This is a genomic window from Mycolicibacterium gilvum (assembly GCF_900454025.1).
Taxonomy (GTDB): domain Bacteria; phylum Actinomycetota; class Actinomycetes; order Mycobacteriales; family Mycobacteriaceae; genus Mycobacterium; species Mycobacterium gilvum.
Window position 1 is genome coordinate 2,819,799 of the sequence record NZ_UGQM01000001.1, and the last position, 24,112, is coordinate 2,843,910.

The 24,112-nt window shown below is 67.4% G+C and carries 23 protein-coding genes and 1 tRNA gene; 15 read left to right on the plus strand and 9 right to left on the minus strand.

The genetic code is table 11. The annotated features are described in order from the left end of the window. Positions 1–47 precede the first annotated feature (47 nt). From cydB to DYE23_RS13420, 3 genes are all read right to left on the minus strand, one after another. Positions 48–1,088: a cytochrome d ubiquinol oxidase subunit II gene (gene cydB / locus DYE23_RS13410; protein ID WP_011894444.1), complete on the minus strand. Its 1,041-nt coding sequence runs from the start codon at positions 1,086–1,088 to the stop codon at positions 48–50. 9 nt (positions 1,089–1,097) lie between these two features. Continuing rightward, the gene (locus DYE23_RS13415; RefSeq protein ID WP_011894443.1) at positions 1,098–2,588 is read right to left on the minus strand and encodes a cytochrome ubiquinol oxidase subunit I; all 1,491 of its coding nucleotides are present in this window, start codon (positions 2,586–2,588) and stop codon (positions 1,098–1,100) included. A 90-nt stretch (positions 2,589–2,678) separates the two neighbouring features. Next, complete coding sequence (locus tag DYE23_RS13420; protein ID WP_041787916.1) at positions 2,679–3,272, minus strand: HdeD family acid-resistance protein; 594 nt, start codon at positions 3,270–3,272, stop codon at positions 2,679–2,681. Between the two features lie 199 nt (positions 3,273–3,471). On the opposite strand from DYE23_RS13420, the gene DYE23_RS13425 reads away from it, so the two are divergent. Genes DYE23_RS13425 through DYE23_RS13455 form a run of 7 tightly spaced genes read left to right on the plus strand, consistent with a single transcriptional unit; the run spans position 3,472 to position 10,247 of the window. Then, a complete protein-coding gene (locus DYE23_RS13425) occupies positions 3,472–4,392 on the plus strand; it encodes an ABC transporter substrate-binding protein (RefSeq protein WP_011894441.1) in 921 nt (306 codons plus the stop codon). A gap of 11 nt (positions 4,393–4,403) precedes the next feature. After that, positions 4,404–5,336, plus strand: coding sequence for an amino acid ABC transporter permease (locus tag DYE23_RS13430; protein ID WP_011894440.1), 933 nt, complete (start codon positions 4,404–4,406; stop codon positions 5,334–5,336). Continuing rightward, positions 5,333–6,115, plus strand: a complete 783-nt coding sequence (locus DYE23_RS13435) for an amino acid ABC transporter ATP-binding protein (RefSeq protein WP_011894439.1) — start codon at positions 5,333–5,335, stop codon at positions 6,113–6,115. The genes DYE23_RS13430 and DYE23_RS13435 overlap by 4 nt, the downstream gene beginning before the upstream one ends. A gap of 20 nt (positions 6,116–6,135) precedes the next feature. Continuing rightward, positions 6,136–7,227, plus strand: coding sequence for a MacS family sensor histidine kinase (macS, locus tag DYE23_RS13440; protein ID WP_013471784.1), 1,092 nt, complete (start codon positions 6,136–6,138; stop codon positions 7,225–7,227). Continuing rightward, entirely contained in the window at positions 7,203–7,856 is a 654-nt protein-coding gene (locus DYE23_RS13445; RefSeq protein WP_115327386.1) for a response regulator, read from the plus strand. Before macS ends, DYE23_RS13445 begins: the two co-directional genes overlap by 25 nt. Positions 7,857–7,900: 44 nt before the next feature. Beyond that, on the plus strand, positions 7,901–9,706 hold the full coding sequence (locus tag DYE23_RS13450) for a DUF2339 domain-containing protein (protein ID WP_115328959.1): 1,806 nt from the start codon (positions 7,901–7,903) through the stop codon (positions 9,704–9,706). Between the two features lie 43 nt (positions 9,707–9,749). Continuing rightward, on the plus strand, positions 9,750–10,247 hold the full coding sequence (locus tag DYE23_RS13455; protein WP_172527772.1) for a Dps family protein: 498 nt from the start codon (positions 9,750–9,752) through the stop codon (positions 10,245–10,247). Here the strand turns inward: DYE23_RS13455 and DYE23_RS13460 are convergent. Together DYE23_RS13460 and DYE23_RS13465 are read right to left on the minus strand one after the other, a co-directional pair. Then, positions 10,222–11,496, minus strand: coding sequence for an adenylate/guanylate cyclase domain-containing protein (locus tag DYE23_RS13460; protein WP_172527773.1), 1,275 nt, complete (start codon positions 11,494–11,496; stop codon positions 10,222–10,224). The two genes, DYE23_RS13455 and DYE23_RS13460, sit on opposite strands and share 26 nt — an antisense overlap. Positions 11,497–11,522: 26 nt before the next feature. Continuing rightward, positions 11,523–11,596: transfer RNA gene (locus DYE23_RS13465), tRNA-Leu, on the minus strand. A gap of 89 nt (positions 11,597–11,685) precedes the next feature. On the opposite strand from DYE23_RS13465, the gene DYE23_RS13470 reads away from it, so the two are divergent. The 6 genes from DYE23_RS13470 to DYE23_RS13495 all read left to right on the plus strand — a co-directional run bounded on the left by DYE23_RS13470 (position 11,686) and on the right by DYE23_RS13495 (position 17,578). Beyond that, on the plus strand, positions 11,686–12,327 hold the full coding sequence (locus tag DYE23_RS13470) for a two-component system response regulator PdtaR (protein ID WP_041788585.1): 642 nt from the start codon (positions 11,686–11,688) through the stop codon (positions 12,325–12,327). Positions 12,328–12,541: 214 nt separating this feature from the next. Beyond that, positions 12,542–13,753, plus strand: a complete 1,212-nt coding sequence (locus tag DYE23_RS13475; RefSeq protein WP_011894432.1) for a branched-chain amino acid ABC transporter substrate-binding protein — start codon at positions 12,542–12,544, stop codon at positions 13,751–13,753. A gap of 97 nt (positions 13,754–13,850) precedes the next feature. Beyond that, positions 13,851–14,861: a branched-chain amino acid ABC transporter permease gene (locus DYE23_RS13480; RefSeq protein WP_011894431.1), complete on the plus strand. Its 1,011-nt coding sequence runs from the start codon at positions 13,851–13,853 to the stop codon at positions 14,859–14,861. After that, positions 14,858–16,003, plus strand: coding sequence for a branched-chain amino acid ABC transporter permease (locus DYE23_RS13485; protein WP_011894430.1), 1,146 nt, complete (start codon positions 14,858–14,860; stop codon positions 16,001–16,003). Before DYE23_RS13480 ends, DYE23_RS13485 begins: the two co-directional genes overlap by 4 nt. After that, positions 16,000–16,851, plus strand: a complete 852-nt coding sequence (locus tag DYE23_RS13490; RefSeq protein WP_115327388.1) for an ABC transporter ATP-binding protein — start codon at positions 16,000–16,002, stop codon at positions 16,849–16,851. The genes DYE23_RS13485 and DYE23_RS13490 overlap by 4 nt, the downstream gene beginning before the upstream one ends. Further along, a complete protein-coding gene (locus DYE23_RS13495; RefSeq protein WP_013471780.1) occupies positions 16,835–17,578 on the plus strand; it encodes an ABC transporter ATP-binding protein in 744 nt (247 codons plus the stop codon). Before DYE23_RS13490 ends, DYE23_RS13495 begins: the two co-directional genes overlap by 17 nt. Before the next feature lie 99 nt (positions 17,579–17,677). Here DYE23_RS13495 and DYE23_RS13500 read toward each other — a convergent pair whose 3' ends face one another. From DYE23_RS13500 to DYE23_RS13515, 4 genes are all read right to left on the minus strand, one after another. After that, on the minus strand, positions 17,678–17,905 hold the full coding sequence (locus tag DYE23_RS13500; RefSeq protein WP_011894427.1) for a DUF167 domain-containing protein: 228 nt from the start codon (positions 17,903–17,905) through the stop codon (positions 17,678–17,680). Between the two features lie 76 nt (positions 17,906–17,981). Beyond that, positions 17,982–19,181, minus strand: a complete 1,200-nt coding sequence (locus DYE23_RS13505; protein WP_115327389.1) for a lipid-transfer protein — start codon at positions 19,179–19,181, stop codon at positions 17,982–17,984. Continuing rightward, positions 19,178–19,615 carry a Zn-ribbon domain-containing OB-fold protein gene (locus tag DYE23_RS13510; RefSeq protein ID WP_115327390.1) on the minus strand — a complete coding sequence of 146 codons (438 nt, stop codon included), beginning with the start codon at positions 19,613–19,615 and terminating at the stop codon, positions 19,178–19,180. The genes DYE23_RS13505 and DYE23_RS13510 overlap by 4 nt, the downstream gene beginning before the upstream one ends. A gap of 61 nt (positions 19,616–19,676) precedes the next feature. Continuing rightward, positions 19,677–20,354 (minus strand): alpha/beta fold hydrolase, encoded by a 678-nt coding sequence (locus tag DYE23_RS13515; RefSeq protein WP_013471777.1) that lies wholly within the window; start codon positions 20,352–20,354, stop codon positions 19,677–19,679. 70 nt (positions 20,355–20,424) lie between these two features. On the opposite strand from DYE23_RS13515, the gene DYE23_RS13520 reads away from it, so the two are divergent. Together DYE23_RS13520 and polA are read left to right on the plus strand one after the other, a co-directional pair. Then, positions 20,425–21,336 carry a LysR family transcriptional regulator gene (locus DYE23_RS13520; RefSeq protein WP_011894423.1) on the plus strand — a complete coding sequence of 304 codons (912 nt, stop codon included), beginning with the start codon at positions 20,425–20,427 and terminating at the stop codon, positions 21,334–21,336. A 9-nt stretch (positions 21,337–21,345) separates the two neighbouring features. Then, positions 21,346–24,072 (plus strand): DNA polymerase I, encoded by a 2,727-nt coding sequence (gene polA / locus DYE23_RS13525; RefSeq protein ID WP_115327391.1) that lies wholly within the window; start codon positions 21,346–21,348, stop codon positions 24,070–24,072. Positions 24,073–24,112: the final 40 nt, after the last annotated feature.

Sequence of the window (24,112 nt, forward strand, 5' to 3'; positions counted from 1 at the left end):
GGACGCCTGCCACAGCCGCGGGTCGATCGGAGCGCGAGTGGCGTCCGTCAGGACACCCGCCTGGTCAAGCCGATCGATTCCGGAATCGACTCCGCGGTCACCCGTTTGCGGAACACCCAGTACGACCACGCCTGGTAGCCGAGCACGAGCGGCAGCAGCGCCAGCGACGCCCAGGTCATGATGCGCAGGGTGTAGGGCGTCGACGAACCGTTGTAGATCGTCACGCTCCACTCCGGATTCAGCGTCGAGGGCAGCAGGTTCGGATACATCGAACCGAAGATCAACACGGCGACCGCGGCGATGACGACCACCATCGACACGAAGGCGATGCCCTCACGCGTCTGGCCCCACATCAGCGCGACCGCGGCGAGCAGCGCGACGACCGCGGCGGCCAACGCGATCCACGTCCACGGACGGCCGTAGGCGAGCTGCGTCCACAGGCCGAACCCGCCGGCGAGCACGATCACCGGAACCGACAGCGCCTTTCCGACCCGGAAGGCGTCCTCACGCAACACACCGGACGTCTTGAGCGCGAGATACACCGAGCCGTAGAACAGGAACAGCGAGCCCGTCGCCAGCCCGCCCAGGAGCGTGTACGGGCTCAGCACGTCGCCGAACGCGATGTCGGTGCGGCCCTCGGCGTCGATCGGCAAGCCGCGCAACAGGATCGCGAACGCCACACCCCACAGCACCGCGGGCAGCCACGATCCCGCGGCGATGCCGTAGTCGGCCCATCGGCGCCACTGCGGATCGTTGATCTTGCCTCGCCATTCGATGCCGACGATGCGCAGGATCATGCCGAACAGGATGGCCAGCAGCGGCAGGTACAGCGCCGAGAACAGGGTGGCGTACCAGACAGGAAACGCGGCGAACATCGCCGCCCCGGCGGTGATCAGCCACACCTCGTTGGCGTCCCACACGGGACCGATCGTGTTGAGCACCGCACGTCGCCGGTTGTCTGGGTCGCCCGGTCCGAGCGTGCCCATCGGCGCCATCAGCATCCCGACGCCGAAGTCGAATCCCTCGAGGACGAGGAAGCCGAGGAACAACACGGCGATCAGGAGAAACCACACTTCCTGCAGTCCCATGACCCTCTCCTAGTACGCGAACGACAGCGGTGCGACGTCGTCCTTGTCGGGCGGGCTCGGCGGCGCGGGTTCGGAATCGTGCTCCAGCGGACCCTCCACGACATAGCGCCGCATCAGGTAGAACCAGGCCACCGCGAGCGCCCCGTAGAGCAGCGTGAAGACCGTCAGCGACACCCACACCGTGCCCGCGGCGTGGTTGGACACCCCTTCCTGCACCGTCATCCGCACCAGCGGGTCCCCGGTCGGATTCGGCACCACGACCCAGGGCTGTCGGCCCATCTCGGTGAACACCCAGCCCGCGGAGTTCGCCAGGAACGGCGTCGGGATCGTCAGGATCCCGAACCGCCCGTACCACCGCTGATCGGGGATGCGTCCGCGCCGGGTGAGCCACAAAGTCACCAGTGCGAACGCGACAGGGACGAGCAGAAGGCCGATCATCGCGCGGAACGACCAGTAGGTGACGAACAGATTCGGGCGGTAGTCGCCCGGTCCGAACTTCTCCTGGTACTGCTCCTGCAGATCCTGTACGCCTTCCAGCGTCACGCCCGAGAACTTGCTCTCGGCCAGGAACGGCAGCACATAGGGCACCTCGATCAGGTGCGTGACGCTGTCGCAGTTGTTGTGCGTGCCGACGGTCAGGATCGAGAAATCCGGGTCGGTTTCGGTGTGGCACAACGATTCCGCGGACGCCATCTTCATCGGCTGCTGGACGAACATCAACTTGCCCTGGATGTCGCCGGTGAAGAACAGCCCGCCGGCGGCCACCAGCGCGACGAAGCTGCCCAGGATCGCGGCGGGCCGGAACATCGAGTGGGCCACAAGAGATGAGGTGGGCGCGACATCCGGATCGGCCATGTCGCGGTCGCGCCGGCGCTCACGCACCATCAGCCACGCGGACACCCCCGCGACGAACGCGCCGGCGGTGAGCAGCGCGCCGGCGATGGCGTGCAGCGACGCCCAGATCGCGGTGTTGTTGGTCAGCAGCGCGCCGAAGTCGACGAGTTCGGCGCGACCGGACTCGGGGTTGTATCGGGCGCCCACCGGATGCTGCATGAACGAGTTGGCCGCGATGATGAAGTAGGCCGACGCGTTCACCCCGAACGCGACGATCCAGATGCAGGCCAGGTGGACGGCGCGGGGCAGTCGGCTCCAGCCGAAGATCCACAGCCCGATGAATGTGGATTCGAAGAAGAAGGCGATCAGCCCTTCGAACGCCAGTGGAGCGCCGAAGATGTCGCCGACGAACTTGGAGTACTCGCTCCAGTTCATGCCGAACTGGAACTCCTGCACGATTCCGGTGGCCACCCCGATCGCGAAGTTGATCAGGAAGAGCTTGCCGAAGAACTTCGTGAGGCGGTACCAGGCGGTGTTGCCGGTGAAGTGCCAGATCGTCTGCATCACGGCGATCAGCGGCGCGAGGCCGATGGTCAGCGGGACGAAGATGAAGTGGTAGACGGTCGTGATGCCGAACTGCCACCGCGACACATCGAGCGCGTCCATACCCGACTCCCAGCTCCGGCGGAGCGACCTGCTCCGTCTACGACGAAGTGTAGTAGCTCCTCAGGCCCGTGGCGCCAGGGACTTTTGGCCTCATTGGGGCGCCGGCGCCTGTGATTCCTGCCTCAGCGCAGCGAGATCCCGGCTCGCCGACCGGATTCCGAACGCCGAGATGACCTCGAACACACCGAGAACCACCAGCCAGATCCCGACCACCATCGTCAGGGTCTCGATCGAGTCGAACGGTGCGGCCAGCATGATCACGCCCGCGATCAAGCTGATGACGCCGATGAAGATCTCCCAACCCCGGCCGGGCAGGTGCGGGTCGCTGATCGCCGACACCGCGGTGGCCACACCGCGGAAGATGAAACCGATGCCGATCCAAATGGCCAGCAGAAGAACGGCATTGCCGAAGTTGCGGATGCACATCACCGCCAGGATGAGCGCGGCCGCACCGCTGAGGAAGAGCAGTACCCGACCGCTTGCCGAGACGTGCAGAGCAAACGCGAAGACCACCTGGGTGATGCCCGTGACCAACAGATACGCGGCGAAGAACACCGCGGCGACGAACACGCTGATCGCGGGCCAGAACCACACCAGCGCGCCGAGGATGATCGCAAGGATTCCCGACAGCAGCGCCGTCTTCCACAGATGCTGCAACATGCTTGGGGGAGCGGCAGTTTCCATGCGCGCAGTGTGACACACCGGCGACACGGGCTGTCCGATTTCGCAGTACGGCTGTGATGTCTCAATCGTGTCGTTAATGTCTCGTTACCGGCGCTGCGCGCCGAATCATCGGTCGTTAACGTTCTCGCCTGGGAGAGACCCGGTGAGGGGACTCAGGCGGAGACGCGGACGACCCGAGGAAGAAAGTTGAGGCAAGCCAGTGTTGGGTGGAATCCAAGGCCGCCAGACCAGGTTGTGGCGTGTGGTCGCGGTGTTCGCCGCGACGGGCGCGATGGCGCTGTCCGGTTGTTCGAGCAGTTCGGAATCGCCGAGCGACGAGGGATCCCCGACCGCGGTCGCACCTGCGGAGAAGGTCGACGCGATCGCTAACACCGTGCCGGAGTCGATCAAATCGACCGGCACGCTCGTCGTCGGCGTCAACGTCCCGTACGCGCCGAACGAGTTCAAGGACCCCGAGGGCAAGCTCGTCGGCTTCGACGTCGACCTGATGAACGCCATCGCCGGCACCCTCGGGCTGACCCCCGAATACAAGGAAGCCGACTTCGCGAAGATCATCCCGTCGATCCAGGGCGGAACGTTCGACGTCGGCATGTCGTCGTTCACCGACAGCAAGGAACGCGAGGAGCAGGTCGACTTCGTCACCTACTTCTCCGCCGGCACCGCCTGGGCCCAGCCCGCCGGCGGTGACATCAACCCCGAGGACGCGTGCGGCAAGAAGGTCGCCGTCCAGGCGACCACGGTCCAGGAGACCGACGAGTTGCCCGCCCGCAGCAAGAAGTGCGTCGACGAAGGCAAGCCGGCGATCGAGATCATCCCGTTCGACTCACAGGACGCCGCCACCAACGCCGTCGTGCTGGGTCAGGCCGATGCGATGTCCGCGGACTCACCGGTGACCCTGTACGCGATCAAGCAGACCAACGGCAAGCTCGAGCAGGCCGGCGAGACGTTCGACTCGGCCCCGTACGGGTGGCCGGTCGAGAAGGGATCGCCGCTGGCGCAGTCGCTGCTGCAGGCGCTGCAGCACCTGATCGACAACGGCAAATACCAGGAGATCGCCGCCAACTGGGGACTCGAAGAAGGAATGATCGACAAGCCGGTGATCAACGGCGCGATCTCCTAGGGGATTCCACCTTGACGAACGAGGCCGGCTCGCCGCCCACCTCCGGCACACCTCAGTCCATCGACGCCGTCCCGCTGCGGCATCCGTGGCGGTGGGTGGCGGCAGCCGTCATCATCGTTCTCGTCGGCCTGTTCCTGTGGGGTGCGGCGACCAACGACGCCTACGGGTGGTCGACCTATGCCGAGTATCTGTTCAACGAACGCATCCTGCTGGGGGTGTTCAACACCATTCAGCTGACCGTCTACTCGATGGTCATCGGCATCGTGCTCGGCGTGATCCTGACCATCATGCGGCTGTCGTCGAACCCGGTGCTGTCGTCGGTGGCCTGGGTGTTCCTCTGGATCTTCCGGGGCACGCCGGTGTACGTGCAGTTGGCGTTCTGGGGCCTGATGCCCACGATCTACCAGAACATCCAGCTGGGCGTCCCGTTCGGACCGTCGCTGCTGCACTTCGATCTGCAGGACCTGTCGTTCCCGTTCGCGCTCGCGGTGATCGGGCTGGCGCTCAACGAGGCCGCGTACATGGCCGAGATCGTGCGGGCAGGTATCACGTCGGTCCCCGAGGGCCAGTTGGAGGCGTCGACCGCGCTCGGCATGTCCTGGGGCAGGGCGATGCGCCGCACCGTGTTGCCGCAGGCCATGAGGGTGATCATCCCGCCGACCGGCAACGAGGTGATCAGCCTGCTCAAGACGACGTCGCTGGTGACCGCGGTGCCGTACGCGTTCGACCTGTACAGCATCGCGACGCGGGAGATCGCCGCCCGCATCTTCGAACCCGTTCCGTTGCTGCTGGTCGCCGCGACCTGGTACCTGGTGATCACCAGCATCCTGATGGTCGGCCAGTTTTACCTGGAGCGGTACTTCTCCCGGGGCGTCTCACGTCAGCTGACCTCGAAGCAGCTCGAGGCGTTGGCGAAGGCGCAGCTAGGCTCGGCGGTGCCATGACGACCTCCGAGAACTCCGCGCACCCGATGGTCAAGGCGGAACTGGTCTGCAAGGACTTCGGGGCGCTGAAGGTCCTCAAGGGCATCACGCTGGAGGTCCAGAAGGGACAGGTGCTGGTACTCGTCGGGCCGTCGGGTTCCGGCAAGTCCACGCTTCTTCGCTGCATCAACCATCTGGAGACGGTCAGCGCCGGGCGTCTCTACGTCGACGGCACCCTGGTCGGCTATCACGAACGCGGCGGCAAGCTCTACGAGATGAAGCCCCGCGACGTCGCCCGGCAACGCCGGGACGTCGGCATGGTGTTCCAGCACTTCAACCTGTTCCCGCACCGCACCGCGCTGGGCAACGTGGTCGAGGCGCCGATCCAGGTCAAGGGTGTGAAGAAGGACGAGGCCGTCACGCGCGGTCGGGAACTGCTCGCGCAGGTCGGACTCGCCGACAAGGCCGACGCGTACCCGGCGCAGCTCTCGGGCGGTCAGCAGCAGCGGGTGGCGATCGCGCGGGCGCTGGCCATGGATCCCAAGCTGATGCTGTTCGACGAGCCGACCTCGGCGCTCGACCCCGAACTCGTCGGCGAAGTCCTGGCGGTGATGAAAAAGCTTGCCGCGCAAGGCATGACGATGGTGGTCGTGACCCACGAGATGGGTTTCGCCCGCGAGGTCGCCGACGAACTGGTGTTCATGGACGAGGGTGTCGTCGTCGAGCGGGGCAATCCCCGCGAGGTGATGAGCAACCCGCAGCACGAACGGACGAAAGCGTTTCTCTCCAAGGTGATGTAACCCGCGACCCGGCCACGCCGTTGTGGCGGGCCGCTCAGGTGTTCCGTCTGCTCAGTTGCGTGTACGCGTTCGGATTCCAGCTGGCCGTCAACGCCGATCTCGAGTCGCCGGTCGCCGGCTGGGTGCTGTTCGGGGCCCTCCTCGCGTGGAGCCTGGCCTGCGCCGTGGCGTATCTGCAGGGCTTCGGACGGCGGCTGTCCTGGGTGCTCGCCGAGGTCGCCGTCGTGATCGCCCTGGTGCTCTCAACCGAGTTCCTGGCCTCCGATCAGTGGGCGCTGGACAACCAGTCCTGGCCCACCACGCTGTGGGCGACCAACGCGACGATCTCGGCGGCGATCCTGTCCGGTCCGGTCGCCGGGATGCTCGCCGGCCTGGCGGTGGTGGCGGCCGGCGCCGCGCTGAAGGGGTACGTCAGCATCGACCTGGGCCGCAACGCCACGATCGTGATCGAGCTCGCCGTCGGTCTGGCCGTCGGCATGGCCGCCCAGACCGCGCGGCGCGCCCACGCGGAACTGGAACGCGCGACCCGGCTCGCGGCGTCCCTGGAGGAGCGCGAGCGGATCTCCCGGCAGGTGCACGACGGCGCCATCCAGGTGCTCGCGCTGGTGGCGCGCAGGGGCCGCGAGATCGGCGGAGACACCGCGCAACTGGCCGAACTCGCCGGTGAGCAGGAGCGCGCGCTGCGCCGGCTGGTGAGCGCCGCCGACACCCCGCATCGCGCAGGCGCGACCGCCGACCTCGGCGCGATGTTGCGCAGCCGGGCCTCCGATCGGGTGTCGGTCAGCGTGCCGGCCGAGCCGGTGCTGCTGGACTCGGCTGTCGCGACGGAGTTCTTCGCCGCGGTGACCAACGCTCTCGACAACGCCGAGGCGCATGCCGGACCGCACGCCCGCGTCTATGTTCTTCTGGAGGACCTCGGTGACTCGGTCACGGTGAGCGTGCGTGACGACGGAGTCGGGATCCCCGAGGGCCGGCTGGAGGCCGCGGTGGGCGAGGGGCGCGTCGGGGTGGCGAAATCGATTGTCGGGCGGATGAATTGGTTGGGCGGTCGGGCCGAACTCACGACCGGCCCGGGAGTGGGGACGGAATGGGAATTGACCGTACCTCGGTGATGGTCGTCGACGATCACCCCATCTGGCGCGACGCGGTTGCCCGTGATCTCGCCGACGACGGCTTCGACGTGGTCGCCACCGCTGACGGCGTGGCCTCGGCGAAGCGCCGCGCTGCGGTGGTGCGGCCGGACGTGGTGGTGATGGACATGCGGTTGGGCGACGGCGACGGCGCCCAGGCGACCACGGAGGTGCTGGCGGTGTCGCCGTCGTCGCGGATCCTGGTGCTCTCGGCGTCCGACGAGCGCGACGACGTGCTGGAAGCGGTGAAGGCGGGTGCCACCGGCTACCTGGTCAAGAGCGCGTCGAAACAGGAGCTCGGTGACGCGGTGCGCGCCACCGCCCAGGGTCGCGCGGTCTTCACTCCCGGGCTGGCAGGCCTGGTGCTGGGGGAGTTCCGCCGCATCGAGCAGAGCTCGCCGGCGGGTGCGGACGGGCCCACCCTGACCGAGCGCGAGACGGAGATCCTGCGCTACGTCGCAAAGGGGTTGACCGCCAAGCAGATTGCCTCGCGGCTGTCGTTGAGCCACCGCACGGTCGAGAACCATGTGCAGGCGACGTTCCGCAAACTGCAGGTCGGTAACCGTGTTGAGTTGGCCCGCTACGCGATCGACCACGGACTGGACGAGTAGTAGTACTCATCCGTCGGCTGCGTTCGTCGGCGACGATGGCGGACATGACCGAACCGCACTCCGCCGTCATCGCCCGGCTCTCCGCGGATTTCGCCGCGATCTCCCACCAACTCACTCGCGTCTCCGGCGATCTCGCCGCGCTCGACCGGATCCTCACCGACCGGGCGCCGGCCGCTGCGGCGCCTCGGCCGGCGCCCCAGCCCGCTGCGTACTGGCCGCAGTATCCGCCGCAGCCCGCCCCGTTCCGGCCGTGGCCACCGGCGCCGGCACCGGCACCGGCACCGACGCTGACACCGGCACCGCGCAAGGAACGTTCGGAGGGTTGGATCGGCAAGCTGCTGGCCGTCGCCGGTGTCGCCGTCACCCTGATCGGCGTGGTCCTGCTTCTGGTGCTCGCCGCGCAGGCCGGCATCCTGCGCCCCGAGTTCCGGGTCTCGGCCGGCGGCGCGCTGGCCGCCGCGCTGGTGGGTGCGGGATGGTGGCTCAACACCCGGCCAGGCGGCAGGGTCGGGGCTATCGCGCTGGTGGCGACCGGTGTCGCCGCGGCCTACATGGACGTCATCGCGGTCACGACGATCTACGACTGGGTGCCGGCGCCGGCCGGACTCGTGCTGGCCGCGGTGATCGCCGGCGCGGGGCTGACGCTGGCCCGCAGATGGGACTCCGAGCATCTCGGGCTCCTGGTGCTGGTGCCGCTGATCGTCTTGGCCCCGATCGTCACGGACGGGGTGTCCCTGCTGCTGGTCGGGTTCATGCTGGCGCTGGCGGCGGTGTCGCTACCGGTGCAGCTCGGCAAGGACTGGATCTGGCTGCATGCCGCGCGGATCGCGGCGGCCGTGCTGCCGCTGCTGGTGGCGCTGGCGGCCCGTCACATCGACTCGCGAGAGGACCTCTGGCTGGCCGGCGCATGCGGCATCGCCGCGGTCATCGCGTTGACCGCCGCGCTGATCCTGTTGCCCGGGACCGGGAATCGGGTCGTGATGGCCCTGTTGACGGTGGCCGGGATCGTGCCGGTGTTGTGCGTGAACCTCGCGGTGGACCGCGTCGTCGCCGCGTTGATGGCCGCCGCACTGGCCGCTGCGTTGCTCGCGGTGGCCCTGCTCGCTGACCGCCTTCCGGGGGTCGACGGAGTCGTTCGTCGCGTGTTCGCCGTGACATCGGCGATCGCTGCGCTGATCGCGGTGACGACCGCGTTCGACGGCAGGGTCGGCGGACCCGTGCTGCTGGCGATGGCGGTCGTGGTCGCCGTCGCGGTGGGACGGGATGCCGTCGGTCGTTGGGTGGCAATCGGATTCGCCGTCATCGGCGCCGCCGCCCACCTGAGCTACGCACCGCTCGCCGTACTGCTCCAACCGGTCGAGGTCAGCACCGCCACCGGGATCTCGACCCTGGTCTCCAGCCTGCTGCTGGCCACCGCCGCGGTCACGATCGTGTGGATGTGGGATCGCACCGAGAGCGCGCTGTGGGTCGGTGCGGCGGTGGTGACGGTCTACGCCGTCACGTCGTGCACGGTGACCGCGGGCATGCTCGTCATCGGGGGTGACGGCGGGTTCTACGCCGGTCACATGGTCGCGACGATCCTCTGGATCGCGATGGCCGCCGTGCTGTTCTGGTATGCCGCACGGTTGCCGCGCGAGGACCGGTCGGTGCCCCTGGGCGGCGGTCTGGGTCTGGTGGCGGCCGCGATGGCCAAGCTGTTCCTGTTCGACCTGGGGACTCTCGACGGCATCTTCCGGGTCGTCGTGTTCATCGTCGTCGGACTGACCCTGCTCGGCATCGGCGCGGGGTATGCCCGCTTGCTCGAGCGCCAGGACAAGCAGGCCGCGACCAGGACATCTGACACCACATGAGCTAATCTGGACTAAGTCCAGATAAGGAGGCGTTGAAGTGATCATGGGAACAACATCGAAAACACGTCGTACCGAAGCCGAGGTCACCTCGTTCCAGGCATCACCCGAACTGAGCGCATCGCTACAGCAGGTGCTCGTCGACCTCATCGAACTGCACCTCCAGGGCAAGCAGGCGCACTGGAACGTGGTGGGCACGAACTTCCGTGACCTACACCTGCAGCTCGACGAGATCGTCGACGCCGCCCGGGAGGGCAGCGACACGATCGCCGAGCGGATGCGGGCTCTCGACGCGGTGCCCGACGGTCGCTCCGACACCGTCGTCGCCACGACCACCCTGCCGGAGTTCCCGGCCTATGAGCGCAACACCGGCGAGGTCATCGACCTCATGACGACGCGTCTCTACGCGGCGGTCGGAACGATGCGCGCCGCGCGCGGCCGGGCCGACGACGAGGATCCGATCACCGCGGACATCCTGCACCAGTTGATCGAGGGGCTCGAGAAGCAGGCGTGGCTGCTCAAGGCGGAGAACTGGAAGGTGTGACGGCCCGGGCCCGGTGACCGACGAGGTACCAGGTGTGCATCGGGCCCTTGCCCTTGACGTCGATCAGCCCCCGCTCCTCCAGGACGAACGCATGCCGGAGGCGCTGGTAGACGTTGTCGGGCACCTGGATCCGGCCCTCCTCGTCGGTCGTCTCCATGCGGGACGCGACGTTGACCGCGTCGCCCCAGACGTCGTAGAAGAACTTCTTCGCTCCGACGACGCCGGCGACGACGGGACCCATTGCCATGCCGATGCGCAACGGGACGTCGCGTCCGCGTGGATCTTTCAGGTCGGCGACCGCCTCGGACATGTCGAGGGCCAGCGTTGCGAGGGCTTCGAGATGGTCGGGGCGGGGCGTCGGCACCCCGCTGACGACCATGTAGGAGTCCCCACTGGTCTTGACCTTCTCCAGTCCGTGCCGGTCGACGAGGGCGTCGAGGTCGGTGTAGAGGAGATCGAGAAACCGCACCAACTCGGCCGGCGCGGTGTCGCTCGCGCGCTTGGTGTAGCCCGCGATGTCGGCGAACAGGATCGACGCGTCGTCGTACTTGTCGGCGATCACGGTGCGCGTCGGCTCCTTGAGTCGTTCGGCGATGGTCGCGGGAAGTATGTTGGCCAGCAGGCGTTCTGAGCGTTCGTACTCGTTCTCCATGGCCGACTCCGCGCGTTCGATCTCACGCAGCGTGTACCAGATCGTCGCGACGATCATCACCGCCGACGAGGTGACCGCGCTGATGAAGCCGGCGGTGAGCGTCCACGAAGGACCGAGGCCACGGTCTTCGGGCACGGTCAACTCAAGAACGACGGTGATCACCACGCCGACGCCGGCGATGACCGCCGCCAACGCGACGCGCTCGATGCCGAGGACGAGCAGCACCAGAGACGCCGCGACCAGGAAGTAGAACTGCATCCCCGACCCCGTGCCGATCGTGTAACAGAAGAACGTCACCGACATGTAGGCGAATGTCACGAAGGTCAGTGGCGCCAGCAATTCGCCCAGAGGGCACAGCCGGGGGATCCACAGGAACACGAGGGCGCACAGGACGTTGACGGCGCCCAACCACCACAGGGAACCGCCGAGGGTCAGCTGAAACGCCCCGAACGCCGCGGACACCGCCGCGGCGATCCAGCCGGCGATCATCAGGACGCTCTGACGCCGCCCCACCCGGTCGTCACGGTGTCGGGTCGGAGACCAGCCGCGCTCGTCCAGGGCGACATCAGGCACGCACACCGGACGAACGTTGAGCACTCCGAAAGGCTATCGCCGATCATCGGTGCCCTCGGTGAGATTCGAACTCACACTGGACGGGTTTTGAATCCGTTTCCTCTGCCAGTTGGGATACGAGGGCGTCGCGGCCACGGTAGGTGGCACGGCCTATCACCATAGAGGATGGCCCCGCGCTCGCCCATATCGCCCGCGGGCTTCACAATGTTCTCCATGTCATCCGCTTCTGCGTCACCGTCGGACGCCGCCGCCACACCACATCGGGTCCTGATCGCCGAGGACGAGGCCCTGATCCGGATGGACCTGGCGGAGATGCTGCGCGAGGAGGGCTACGAGATCGTCGGTGAGGCCGGCGACGGTCAGGAAGCGGTCGACCTGGCCGAGTCGCTGCGCCCCGACCTGGTGATCATGGACGTCAAGATGCCGCGCCGCGACGGCATCGACGCCGCGTCGGAGATCGCGAGCAAGCGCATCGCGCCGATCGTCATCCTCACCGCGTTCAGCCAGCGCGAACTGGTCGAGCGGGCCCGCGACGCCGGCGCGATGGCCTATCTGGTCAAGCCGTTCAGCATCACCGACCTGATCCCGGCGATCGAGGTCGCGGTGAGCCGCTTCAGCGAGATCGCGGAGCTCGAGAAAGAGGTGGCGACGCTGTCGGACCGGCTCGAGACACGCAAGCTGGTCGAGCGCGCCAAGGGTTTGCTCCAGGCCAAGCAGGGGATGACCGAGCCGGAAGCCTTCAAGTGGATCCAGCGCGCGGCGATGGACCGGCGCACCACGATGAAGCGCGTGGCCGAGGTCGTCCTCGAGACCCTCGATCCCCCCGCGGCCTCGCCGGAGCCGGAGGCGACGTAGCGGGGCCGAACCCCCGCCGCCGGTTAAGTCTGCGTTTCCGGCACCGACTTTTTCCGTGTGACCTGGTTTATCCACGCGACGCGTTTTCCAACAGCACGCGTCAGCGCGGTGTGGCGGTTATGGTCGTCGGCGAAGCATCGCCGACGTGATCGGTCCCGGTAACCGGACGGACACCCGAAGATGCCAGAGCAGAACACTGAACCGGAGGTGGGACGTGCGCGGTCGCGTGGCACGCAAGGCATTTGCTCTCGGGGGTGCGGGTCTGATTGCGCTGGCAGTTGCCGGCTGTAATCAGGGCTCACCGGAAGAGGATGCGGCGCAGACGAATCTGAAGATCGTCGAGAAGGTGCAGATCGACGAGGGCGGCGCCGAGGTCGCCGCCAGCACGGGCGCCGCACCCGCGGACCCCGCAGGCGACGGCAACGCCACCTGCCCGCCGGTGTCGATCGCGATGGCCGGCGCCCTCAACGGCCCCGACGCGGCCCTCGGCATCAACATCAAGAACGGTGTGCAGCTGGCGATCGACAAGCACAACGAGGCCAACCCGGGCTGCCAGGTGCAGCTCAAGCCGTTCGACACCGAAGGCGACCCGCAGAAGGCCAGCGCCATCGCACCGCAGATCGTCGACGACCAGTACACGATCGGCCTCGTCGGACCCGCCTTCTCGGGCGAGACCAAGGCCACCGGCGGCGTCTTCGACCAGGCCGGACTGGTCGCGACCACCGCGTCGGCCACCAACGTGACCCTGTCGGAGAACGGCTGGAAGACCTTCTTCCGCGGGCTGGCCAACGACGGCGTTCAGGGCCCGTCGGTCGCCAACTACCTGAAGAACACGCTGGGACACCAGAAGGTCTGCGTGGTCGACGACAGCACCGACTACGGTCTCGGACTCGGACAGGCCGTCCGCGAGACCCTCGGCCCCGTCGCCGACTCGGCCTGCAACATCTCGGTGAAGAAGGGCGACAAGGACTTCTCCGCCGCGGTGACCCAGATCAAGGGCGCCGCACCGGATTCCGTGTTCTTCAGCGGCTACTACGCCGAGGCGGCGCCGTTCGTGCAGCAGCTGCGCGACGGCGGCTTCGAGGGCACCTTCGCCAGCGCCGACGGCACGAAGGACCCCGAGTTCGTCAAGCAGGCCGGTGAATCCTCCAAGGGCGCCGTGCTGGCATGCCCCTGCGGCCCGGCCACCGGCGCGTTCGCCGAGGAGTACACCGCGAAGTTCAACCAGGAGCCCGGCACCTACAGCGCCGAGGGTTACGACCTGGGCACGATCCTGCTCAAGGGCATCGACTCCGGGGCGATCACCCGGCCGGCGTTGCTCGACTTCGTCCGCAACTACCAGGGGCAGGGTGTGGCGCGCGAATACCAGTGGACACCGGAGGGTGAGCTCACCACCACCCTCATCTGGATCTACGACGTCCAGTAACGACTAGAGCGAAACGCGTCCGAGAGTTGTTGGCTCGGACGCGTTTTCGCTCAGTCCACACTATTTCTCCGGTCCAGCTGAGGAGCTCCCCACGCCGATGAACCTGGCCGCAAACATCAACTTCAATGTCGGTGCGCTGGTCGACAGCTTCTGGCAGTTGACGATCGACGGCCTGTCGTGGGGAGCGATCTACGCCCTGGTCGCCGTCGGGTACACGCTGGTGTTCGGCGTGCTGCGATTGATCAACTTCGCACACTCCGAGATCTTCATGCTCGGCATGTTCGGGGCGTACTTCGCTCTCGACGTGATCCTCGGCTTCACCCCGAGCGGTAACGCCTACAGCAAGGGCGTCGGCCTGACGATCCTGTACCTGGGCGTGGCCATGCTGTTCGCGATGGCCGTCTCCGGCAGCGCCGCAATCGGTTTGGAGTTCATCGCGTACCGCCCGCTGCGTAAACGCAACGCGCGGGCGCTGACGTTCCTGATCACCGCGATCGGGATGTCGTTCGTGCTGCAGCAGTTCGTGCTGTTCATCCTGCCCAAGATCATCCCCGGCTACGGCGGGCCCAACGCGCAGCAGCCGATCGTGTTGGTGCAACCGAGGACCCAGTTCGAGTTCTTCGGCGTGGCCATCTCCAACATCACCCTGGTGATCATCAGCGCCGCGCTGGTGCTGGCGGTGCTCACCGACGTCGCGATCAACCGCACCAAGTTCGGCCGCGGGATCCGCGCCGTCGCGCAGGACCCGACGACCGCCACGTTGATGGGCGTCTCCCGGGAACGCATCATCATGACGACGTTCCTCATCGGCGGCCTGCTCGCCGGCGCCGCCGCGCTGCTCTACACGCTGAAGGTGCCGCAGGGAATCATCTACTCGGGCGGATTCCTGCTGGGCATCAAGGCATTCTCCGCCGCGGTGCTCGGCGGGATCGGCAACCTGCGGGGCGCGCTGCTGGGGGGTCTGCTGCTCGGGGTCATGGAGAACTACGGGCAGGCGGTCTTCGGGACACAGTGGCGTGACGTCGTGGCGTTCGTGTTGTTGGTCCTGGTGCTGCTGGTCCGGCCCACCGGAATACTCGGTGAAAGCCTCGGGAAGGCACGCGTATGACGCGAGTGATGGAGTGGTGGGACGGCCTCACCCGAGCGCAGAAATGGGTGTTCGGGATCGTCCTGTTCGCCGGCATTGCGCTGTCCCCGTTGTTCAAGCCGGGATTCATCGACACACCGGGAATCAGCTTCGGCGGCACCATGGCCCAGTTCGCGATGGTGGCGATCATCGCGATCGGTCTCAATGTCGTCGTCGGCCAGGCCGGCCTGCTGGATCTGGGCTACGTCGGGTTTTACGCCGTCGGCGCGTACACCGTGGCTCTGCTGACCAGCCCGGAGAGTCCGTGGAACCAGATGAGTCCCAAGGGGATTCTCACCACCCCGTGGGCGTGGCTGGCGTGCGTGCCGTTGGCGATGGCCGTCACCGCGTTGAGCGGGTTGATCCTCGGCACACCCACGCTGCGGTTGCGCGGCGACTACCTGGCGATCGTCACCCTCGGGTTCGGCGAGATCATCCGGCTGCTCGCCGACAACCTCGCCGACGTCACCAACGGCCCGCGCGGCCTCAACGAAGTCGCGTTTCCGCACTTCCTGGAGAGCGAACAACACCCCGAAGGCGTGTTCTCCGTGTCGAATTCCGGCGGCGACGCGAACTACGGCGCCTGGTGGTTCTGGCTCGGGCTCATCCTGATCGTGGGCATCCTGTTACTCGTCGGGAATCTCGAGCGCAGCCGGGTCGGGCGCGCCTGGATCGCCGTGCGCGAAGACGAGGACGCCGCGGAGGTCATGGGCGTCAACGCATTCAAGTTCAAGCTGTGGGCGTTCACGATCGGCGCCGCCATCGGCGGACTGTCGGGCGCGCTGTACGCCGGCCAGGTGCAGTACGTCGCGCCGCCGACGTTCAACATCATCAACTCGATGCTGTTCCTGTGCGCGGTGGTGCTCGGCGGTCAGGGCAACAAGCTGGGCGTGATCCTGGGCGCGTTCATCATCGTCTATCTGCCCAACAGACTCCTCGGTGTGCACTTCCTCGGCATCGACATGGGCAATCTGAAGTACCTGTTCTTCGGCCTGGCGCTGGTGGTGCTGATGATCTTCCGGCCGCAGGGGCTGTTCCCGGCGCGTCAGCACCTGCTCACCTACGCCAGAGCGGCACGCAAGCTGTTGCGGGCCAAGCCGACCGACACGGAGCCGGCGAAATGACCGAGCCAGAGGCCTTCGAGGACGCCGTCGCCGAGATCGCCGGTGTGCACCGTGAGATCCGGGCCGACGAGGGCGAGGTCCTGCTACAGACCAATGAGCTGACCGTGAAGTTCGGCGGGCTGACCGCGCTGGACGCGGTGACGTTCAACATCCGTCGCGGCGAGATCCTCGGTCTGATCGGGCCGAACGGTGCGGGTAAGACGACATGCTTCAACGCGATCACCGGCGTCTACCGCCCGACATCGGGTTTGGTGACGTTCGACGGCTCGACGATCGGCAGGATCAAGCGCCACCAGATCACCCGGTTGGGAATCGCGCGCACCTTCCAGAACATCCGGCTCTTCGGTGAGATGACCGCGCTGGAGAACGTGATGGTGGGCACCGACGCGCGGCACCACACCTCGGTGCCGGGGGCGCTGATCCGGTCGCCTCGACACCGCCGCGAGGAGCGCTCGGCGATCGAGAGATCCGCGGCTCTGCTGCATTTCGTGGGAATCGCGCACCGCGGCGAAGAGAAGGCCAAGAACCTCTCCTACGGCGACCAGCGCAGGCTGGAGATCGCCCGGGCGCTGGCCACCGAACCGAAGCTGCTGTGCCTCGACGAGCCGGCTGCGGGTTTCAACCCGAGCGAGAAGTCGGCCCTGATCGACCTGATCCGCAAGATCCGCGACGACGGATACACCGTGCTGCTGATCGAACACGACATGCGTCTGGTGATGGGGGTGACGGACCGGATCGTGGTGCTCGAGTTCGGCCGCAAGATCGCCGACGGCCTGCCATCCGAGATCCGCGAGGACCCGAAGGTGATCGCCGCTTACCTGGGAGTGCCCGATGACGAACTCGCCTGACCCGCGCCCGGTGCTGCTGGAGGTCCGCGACGCCGTCGTGCACTACGGCCGGATCAAGGCACTGCACTCGGTGTCGCTGACCGTCCACGAGGGCGAACTCGTCACACTCCTGGGCTCCAACGGCGCCGGCAAGACCACCATGATGCGTGCGATCTCGGGTCTGCTGCCGTTGACGTCGGGCTCGGTGTGGTTCGAGGGCAAGGACATCAGCCGGGTCAAGGCGCACAAGCGGGTGACCGACGGACTGATCCAGGCTCCCGAGGGGCGCGGTGTCTTCCCGGGAATGACCATCATCGACAACCTCGAGATGGGCTGCTACGGAAGGAAGTTCGCCACCAAGGCCGAACATGACGAAAAGCTGGACTGGGTGCTGGAGACCTTCCCGCGCCTCGCCGAGCGGCGCAGTCAGGTGGGCGGCACCCTCTCCGGCGGCGAACAGCAGATGCTCGCGATCGGTAGGGCGTTGATGGCCCGGCCCAAGGTGCTTCTGCTCGACGAGCCGTCGATGGGCCTGGCGCCGATGGTGATCTCACAGATCTTCAAGATCATCGCCGAGATCAACGCCACCGGCACCACCGTGCTGCTGGTGGAGCAGAACGCCCAGCAGGCGCTGAGCCGCTCCGACCGGGCCTACATCCTGGAGACCGGCGAGGTCACCCGCACCGGAAACGCCCGGGAGTTGTTGGCAGACGACAGCATCCGCGCGGCCTACCTCGGCGTCGCGTAGCACCGCGAGCGCGCGGGTCTGAACGTCGACGCGCCGGGCTTCTCTGGCAGTGCGCGCGCGCTCGTCGGCGGTGAAACCCGCGTGCAGGTCTTCCGTGCGTCAGCCGATTCGAAACCGCTTGTGCCGGGACGTCGCTCCGGATACCAGCTCGATGCGGCTGCGCGGCACCCCGAGGTGTTCGGCGAGCAGCTTCGTGACCGCCTCGTTGGCCTTGCCGTCGACAGCACGCTCCTGCACGTACAGCGTCAACGCCCCGTCCTCGCCGGCCTCGACGAGCGGACCTTTGCGACTGCCGGGCTTCACGCGTACCGAGATGAGCTCAGCCATGAGCCGTGAGCGCGCGTTGGATGCTCGTCTTTTGCGGTGTGTTGGTGTGCAGACATGCGCGCTCGCGGTGGGGGTGTTAGCGGGCGAGGATGACGGAGCTGCCGTGGCCGAAGAGGCCTTGGTTGGCGGTGATGCCGACGGTGGCGTTTTCGACTTGGCGGCCGGTGGCTTGGCCGCGGAGTTGCCAGGTGAGTTCGCAGACTTGGGCGATGGCTTGGGCGGGGATGGCTTCGCCGAAGGAGGCCAGGCCGCCGGAGGGGTTGACCGGGATGCGGCCGCCGAGGGTGGTGGCTCCGGAGCGCAGCAGGTGTTCGGCGTCGCCGCGGGGGCACAGGCCGAGGTGTTCGTACCAGTCCAGCTCGAGGGCGGTGGACAGGTCGTAGACCTCGGCCAGGGAGAGGTCTTGGGGGGCGATGCCGGCTTCGGTGTAGGCGGCGTCGAGGATCTGGTCTTTGAAGACGCGGTCGGGGCCGGGGACCACGGCGGTGGAGTCGGTGGCGATGTCGGGCAGTTCGGGCAGGTGTTGGGGGTATTGGGGGGATTGCAGGCTGATCGCGCGCACGCTGGGGACGCCGGCGGCCGAGCCGAGGTGTTTTTCGGTGAAGGCTTTGGAGGCCACGATGAGGGCGGCGGCGCCGTCGCTGGTGGCGCAGATGTCGAGCAGGCGTAGCGGGTCGGAGACGACGGGGGAGGCGTGGACGTCGTCGAGGGTGGCTTCTTTGCGGTAGCGGGCGTTGGGGTTGGCCAGGCCGTGGCGGGCGTTTTTGACTTTGACGGTGGCGAAGTCGTCGGTGGTGGCGCCGTAGAGGTCCATGCGGCGCCGCGCCAGCAGGGCGAAGTAGACGGTGTTGGTGGCGCCGATGAGGTGGAAGCGTTGCCAGTCGGGGTCGTTTTTGCGTTCGCCGCCGACGGGGGCGAAGAAGCCTTTGGGGGTGGTGTCGGCGCCGATGACCAGGGCGACGTCGCACAGCCCGGCCAGGATGTGGGCGCGCGCACTTTGTAGTGCTTGGCTGCCCGAGGCGCAGGCGGCGTAGCTGGAGGTGACGGGGATGCCGTTCCAGCCGAGTTTCTGGGCGAAGGTGGCCCCGGCGACGAAGCCGGGGTAGCCGTTGCGGATGGTGTCGGCGCCGGCGACGAGTTGGATGTGTTGCCAGTCCAGGCCGGCGTCGGCGAGGGCGGCCCGGGCGGCGACGACGCCGTATTCGGTGAAGTCGCGGCCCCATTTGCCCCAGGGGTGCATGCCCGCGCCGAGGATGTACACCGGATCCGGGCTCATTTCGCGATCCTCCAGGCATGGGTGGTGCGGGTGACGCCGTCGTCGTCGACGTAGAGCGTCATGGTGGTCAGTTCCATCTCCATGCCGACGTGCAGATCGGCGGCCAGGGTGCCCTCGACGACTTTGCCGAGCACGATCAGGCCTTCGTCGGCCAACTCGACGGCGGCCACGGCGAACGGTTCGAACGGGTCCGGGGACGGATAGGGCGGGGGTGGGGCGTAGCGGTTCTCGGTGTAGGACCACAGCGTGCCGCGCCGCGATAGCGGCACCAACGCCAACTCGTCACTGACACACCCGGGGTTGGGGCAGTTGGTGGTCCGCGGCGGGAACACCAACGTTCCACACCCGGTGCACTTCCCACCGATCAAATGCGTCTCACCGGACTCGTTGGTGGTGAACCACCCGTCGACCGCGGGCTGCACAGAAGCTGACACGCCGGTCAGCGTACCGAGTCCGGCGACAAAATTGAAACGTGTTCCAGTTCGGCGTCAGTGCTCACCGTTCGGCCGTTGCCAGCAGTATCCCGAGGAGTTCGTCCGGGCAGTCGCGCATCAGGTTGTGTCTGCCGTCGAGTTCGTACGTGACCCAGGACGGATCGTCGCGCACCCGCTCGAAAGACGACTGCAGCGGCGACTCGCCCGGCCACTCGCGGGCATACACGTAGACCCGGCGCCGAAAGCGGCTCAGGTCGCCTGTGAGGCGCAGTCCCTGCAGGACGGTGGCCAGCGGGTGCGCGGTCGCCCGCGGATCGAAGAACGGCATCGGGGGAACGCCGAACCCTGTGTCGTCGACGTCGACGTACCACTGCCGCTCCTCGTCGTTGACCAGGTCCCAGCACGCCTCCCCGTCCCGGGGCACGACCGCGTCCACGAACACGAGCGAGTCGACGCGATCGGGAATCCGGTCGGCGACACCGGTGATCACCATGCCTCCGTAGCTGTGCGCGACGAGCACGAGGTCGCCGGCTGCGGCGGCGTCGCTGTCGATCACGGCGAGTACGTCGGCGATGTGGGTGTCCAGGTTGACCCCGCCCGGCATCAGATGTGACCGCTCGGCCACGCCCGTCAGAGTCACGGCCAGGACACGGTGTCCGCGTTGTCGCAGCGACTCGGAGAGCTGATCGAAACACCATGCCCCATGGCACATTCCAGGAATCAGCACGTAGGTCGTCATACGACCAGCCTGTCCGCCGGCTGGGCATAAGTCCAAGACATTCCCGTGCTCGGATCTATAATCAAAGCTTATGGAATTGCGGCAGCTGGAGTATTTCGTCGCGATCGTCGAAGAGGGCGGTTTCACCCGTGCGGCGTCGCGCGAGCGTGTCGCGCAGCCCGCGGTCAGCGCCCAGATCCGCCGACTGGAACGTTCGGTGGGTCAGCCACTGCTCACTCGCACCAGCCGCGAGGTGCGCCTGACCCGGGCGGGGGAGGCGCTCCTGCCGCACGCGCGAGCGGCGCTGGCGGCGGTGCGGGACGGCCGGGCCGCGGTCGACGACGTCGCGGGCCTGCTGCGGGGCTCCGTTGCGATCGGCACGGTGACGCTCCATCCGATGAACGTGGCCCACCTGATCGCCGAATTCCACGCAGACCATCCCGATGTCGAGATCACGCTGGGCACAGCCACTTCCGACGTGCTGATCGCCGAGCTCGGCGACGGCCGTCTGGACCTGGCGATCGTGTCCATCGCGGTCGACGAGGACCTTCCCGGACTCGAGGTCGCGGTGATCACCGACGAGGCGGTCGAGGCGGCGGTCGCCGACGGGCACCCGCTGGCGCACCGCAGATCACTGTCGCTCGAACAGCTCAGCCGACACCCGCTGATCTCGCTGCCGGCGGGCACCGGCCTGCGGACACGTCTGGACACCGCCTGCGCCGCGGCGGGTCTGCGTCCCCGGATCGCGTTCGAGGCGACCAGCCCGGCCGAGCTGGCCGAGCTCGCCCGTCACGGGCTGGGAGTGGCGATCCTGCCGCAGTCGATGGCCCGCGGCGGCAGCGGGTTGCACGCGCTGCGCCTCGCGCCGGAACTGCGCGGGAGGCTGGTCTGGGCGTGGCGCGCCGACGGCGCCAATCCCGCGGCGCGGGTGCTCGGCGAGCGCGCGCGGGCGATGGCCGTCAGCCCGGGTAGCGGCGCACCGGCTGTCGTACCCGGTGCCTAGAGTGAACGCGTGAGCCCAGCCAAGACCGCCTCGAAGAAGGCCGCCACACCGGCCGCCGACGACACGCCGACGCTGATGCTGCTCGACGGCAACTCGCTGGCCTTCCGGGCGTTCTACGCGCTGCCTGCGGAGAACTTCAAGACCCAGGGCGGGCTGACCACCAACGCCGTGTACGGCTTCACCGCGATGCTCATCAACCTCATCCGCGACGAGCAGCCCAGCCACATCGCGGCCGCGTTCGATGTCTCCCGCCAGACCTTCCGCAAGGAGAAGTACCCCGAGTACAAGGAAGGCCGGTCGGCGACGCCCGACGAGTTCCGCGGCCAGATCGACATCACCAAAGAGGTCCTCGGTGCGCTCGGCATCACGGTGCTCGCCGAGGCCGGCTTCGAGGCCGACGACATCATCGCCACGCTGGCGACGCAGGCCGAGGGCGAGGGGCACCGCGTCCTGGTGGTCACCGGTGATCGCGACGCGCTGCAACTGGTCAGCGACGACGTCACCGTGCTTTACCCCCGCAAGGGAGTCAGCGAGCTGACCCGCTTCACGCCGGAGGCGGTTCAGGAGAAGTACGGGCTCACGCCCGCGCAGTACCCGGATTTCGCCGCGCTGCGCGGCGACCCCAGCGACAACCTGCCGGGCATCCCGGGCGTGGGGGAGAAGACCGCCACCAAGTGGATCGCCGAATACGGGTCGTTGCAGGGGCTGGTCGACAACGTCGACAAGGTCAAGGGCAAGGTCGGCGATGCGTTGCGCGCGCACCTGTCCTCGGTGGTGCTCAACCGTGAGCTCACCGAGCTGGTGAAAGACGTGCCGCTCGCCCAGACCCCGGACACGCTACGCATGCAGCCCTGGGATCGCGACCACATCCACCGGCTCTTCGACGATCTCGAGTTCCGTGTCCTGCGTGACCGGCTCTTCGACACCCTCGCCTCCGCCGATCCGGAGGTCGAGGAAGGCTTCGACGTCCAGGGCGAGGCGCTGCAGGCCGGGACGCTGGCGCCGTGGCTGGCCGAGAACAGCGACGGTAGACGGTTCGGGCTGGCCGTCGTCGGCAACCATCTCGCCTTCGACAGCGACGCGACCGCGCTGACCATCGTGGCCTCCGGCGGCGAGGGCCGCTACATCGACACCACCGGGCTCGATCCCGACGACGAGAAGGCGCTGGCCTCCTGGCTGGCCGACCCGCACGTGCCCAAGGCGCTGCATGAGGCCAAGCTTGCGATCCACGATCTGCAGGGCAGGGGCTGGACGCTGGTCGGCGTCACCTCCGACACCGCGCTGGCCGCGTACCTGGTCCGCCCGGGACAGCGCAGCTTCGCCCTCGACGACCTGTCGCTGCGCTACCTCAAGCGCGAACTACGCGCCGACAACCCTGAGCAGCAACAACTTTCGCTCCTCGATGACAGTGACGGCGTCGACGACCAGGCCGTGCAGACGCTGCTGTTGCGTGCCAGCGCGGTGGTCGACCTCGCCGACGCCCTCGACGAGGAACTCTCGCGCATCGACTCCTCGGCGTTGCTGGGCAACATGGAACTCCCGGTGCAGCGGGTGCTGGCAGAGCTCGAAACCGCAGGCATCGCCGTCGATCTGGAGATGCTCTCCGGCCTGCAGAGCGAGTTCGCGGACCAGATCCGCGACGCCGCCGAGGCGGCCTACGCCGTGATCGGCAAGCAGATCAACCTCGGCTCCCCGAAACAGCTGCAGGTGGTCCTGTTCGACGAGCTCGAGATGCCGAAGACCAAACGCACCAAGACCGGCTACACCACCGACGCGGATGCGCTGCAGAGTCTCTTCGACAAGACCGGACATCCGTTCCTGCAGCATCTGCTGGCCCACCGCGACGCGACGCGGCTGAAGGTGACGGTCGACGGCCTGCTCAACGCGGTGGCCTCCGACGGGCGGATCCATACGACGTTCAACCAGACGATCGCGGCGACGGGCCGGTTGTCGTCCACCGAGCCGAACCTGCAGAACATCCCGATCCGCACCGAAGCCGGCCGCCGGATCCGCGACGCGTTCGTGGTGGGTGACGGCTACGGCGAGTTGATGACCGCCGATTACAGCCAGATCGAGATGCGCATCATGGCGCACCTGTCCCGTGACGAGGGCCTGATCGAGGCGTTCAACACCGGCGAGGATCTGCACTCGTTCGTCGCGTCGCGGGCCTTCTCGGTGCCGATCGACGAGGTCACCGCCGAACTGCGGCGGCGGGTCAAGGCGATGTCCTACGGCCTGGCCTACGGGCTCAGCGCCTACGGGTTGTCCCAGCAGCTCAAGATCTCGACCGAAGAGGCCAAAGAGCAGATGGAGCAGTACTTCGCGCGATTCGGCGGGGTGCGCGACTATCTGCGCGACGTCGTCGACCAGGCCCGTAAAGACGGTTACACGTCGACGGTGTTCGGTCGCAGGCGTTACCTCCCCGAACTCGACAGCAGCAACCGGCAGGTGCGGGAGGCCGCCGAACGGGCAGCGCTCAACGCGCCGATCCAGGGCAGTGCCGCCGACATCATCAAGGTCGCGATGATCAACGTCGACCAGGCGATCAAGGACGCGGGGCTGAAGTCCCGCACGCTGCTGCAGGTGCACGACGAACTCCTCTTCGAAGTCGCCGACGGCGAGCGTGACACCCTCGACGCCCTGGTGCGCGAGCATATGGGCTCCGCATACGCCCTCGACGTGCCGTTGGAGGTGTCTGTCGGCTTCGGGCGCAGTTGGGACGCGGCCGCGCACTGATTCGGGCGATCCGTCACCCGACGTGATCCCCAACGGCGGG

Excerpts from the sequence above, each read along its gene's own strand:
- cydB (WP_011894444.1), bottom strand. The coding sequence starts at position 1,088 with ATGGGACTGCAGGAAGTGTGGTTTCTCCTGATCGCCGTGTTGTTCCTC.
- DYE23_RS13415 (WP_011894443.1), bottom strand. The coding sequence starts at position 2,588 with ATGGACGCGCTCGATGTGTCGCGGTGGCAGTTCGGCATCACGACCGTC.
- DYE23_RS13420 (WP_041787916.1), bottom strand. The coding sequence starts at position 3,272 with ATGGAAACTGCCGCTCCCCCAAGCATGTTGCAGCATCTGTGGAAGACG.
- DYE23_RS13435 (WP_011894439.1), top strand. The coding sequence starts at position 5,333 with ATGACGACCTCCGAGAACTCCGCGCACCCGATGGTCAAGGCGGAACTG.
- DYE23_RS13445 (WP_115327386.1), top strand. The coding sequence starts at position 7,203 with ATGGGAATTGACCGTACCTCGGTGATGGTCGTCGACGATCACCCCATC.
- DYE23_RS13450 (WP_115328959.1), top strand. The coding sequence starts at position 7,901 with ATGACCGAACCGCACTCCGCCGTCATCGCCCGGCTCTCCGCGGATTTC.
- DYE23_RS13455 (WP_172527772.1), top strand. The coding sequence starts at position 9,750 with ATGGGAACAACATCGAAAACACGTCGTACCGAAGCCGAGGTCACCTCG.
- DYE23_RS13470 (WP_041788585.1), top strand. The coding sequence starts at position 11,686 with ATGTCATCCGCTTCTGCGTCACCGTCGGACGCCGCCGCCACACCACAT.
- DYE23_RS13480 (WP_011894431.1), top strand. The coding sequence starts at position 13,851 with ATGAACCTGGCCGCAAACATCAACTTCAATGTCGGTGCGCTGGTCGAC.
- DYE23_RS13485 (WP_011894430.1), top strand. The coding sequence starts at position 14,858 with ATGACGCGAGTGATGGAGTGGTGGGACGGCCTCACCCGAGCGCAGAAA.
- DYE23_RS13490 (WP_115327388.1), top strand. The coding sequence starts at position 16,000 with ATGACCGAGCCAGAGGCCTTCGAGGACGCCGTCGCCGAGATCGCCGGT.
- DYE23_RS13495 (WP_013471780.1), top strand. The coding sequence starts at position 16,835 with ATGACGAACTCGCCTGACCCGCGCCCGGTGCTGCTGGAGGTCCGCGAC.
- DYE23_RS13500 (WP_011894427.1), bottom strand. The coding sequence starts at position 17,905 with ATGGCTGAGCTCATCTCGGTACGCGTGAAGCCCGGCAGTCGCAAAGGT.
- DYE23_RS13505 (WP_115327389.1), bottom strand. The coding sequence starts at position 19,181 with ATGAGCCCGGATCCGGTGTACATCCTCGGCGCGGGCATGCACCCCTGG.
- DYE23_RS13515 (WP_013471777.1), bottom strand. The coding sequence starts at position 20,354 with ATGACGACCTACGTGCTGATTCCTGGAATGTGCCATGGGGCATGGTGT.
- DYE23_RS13520 (WP_011894423.1), top strand. The coding sequence starts at position 20,425 with ATGGAATTGCGGCAGCTGGAGTATTTCGTCGCGATCGTCGAAGAGGGC.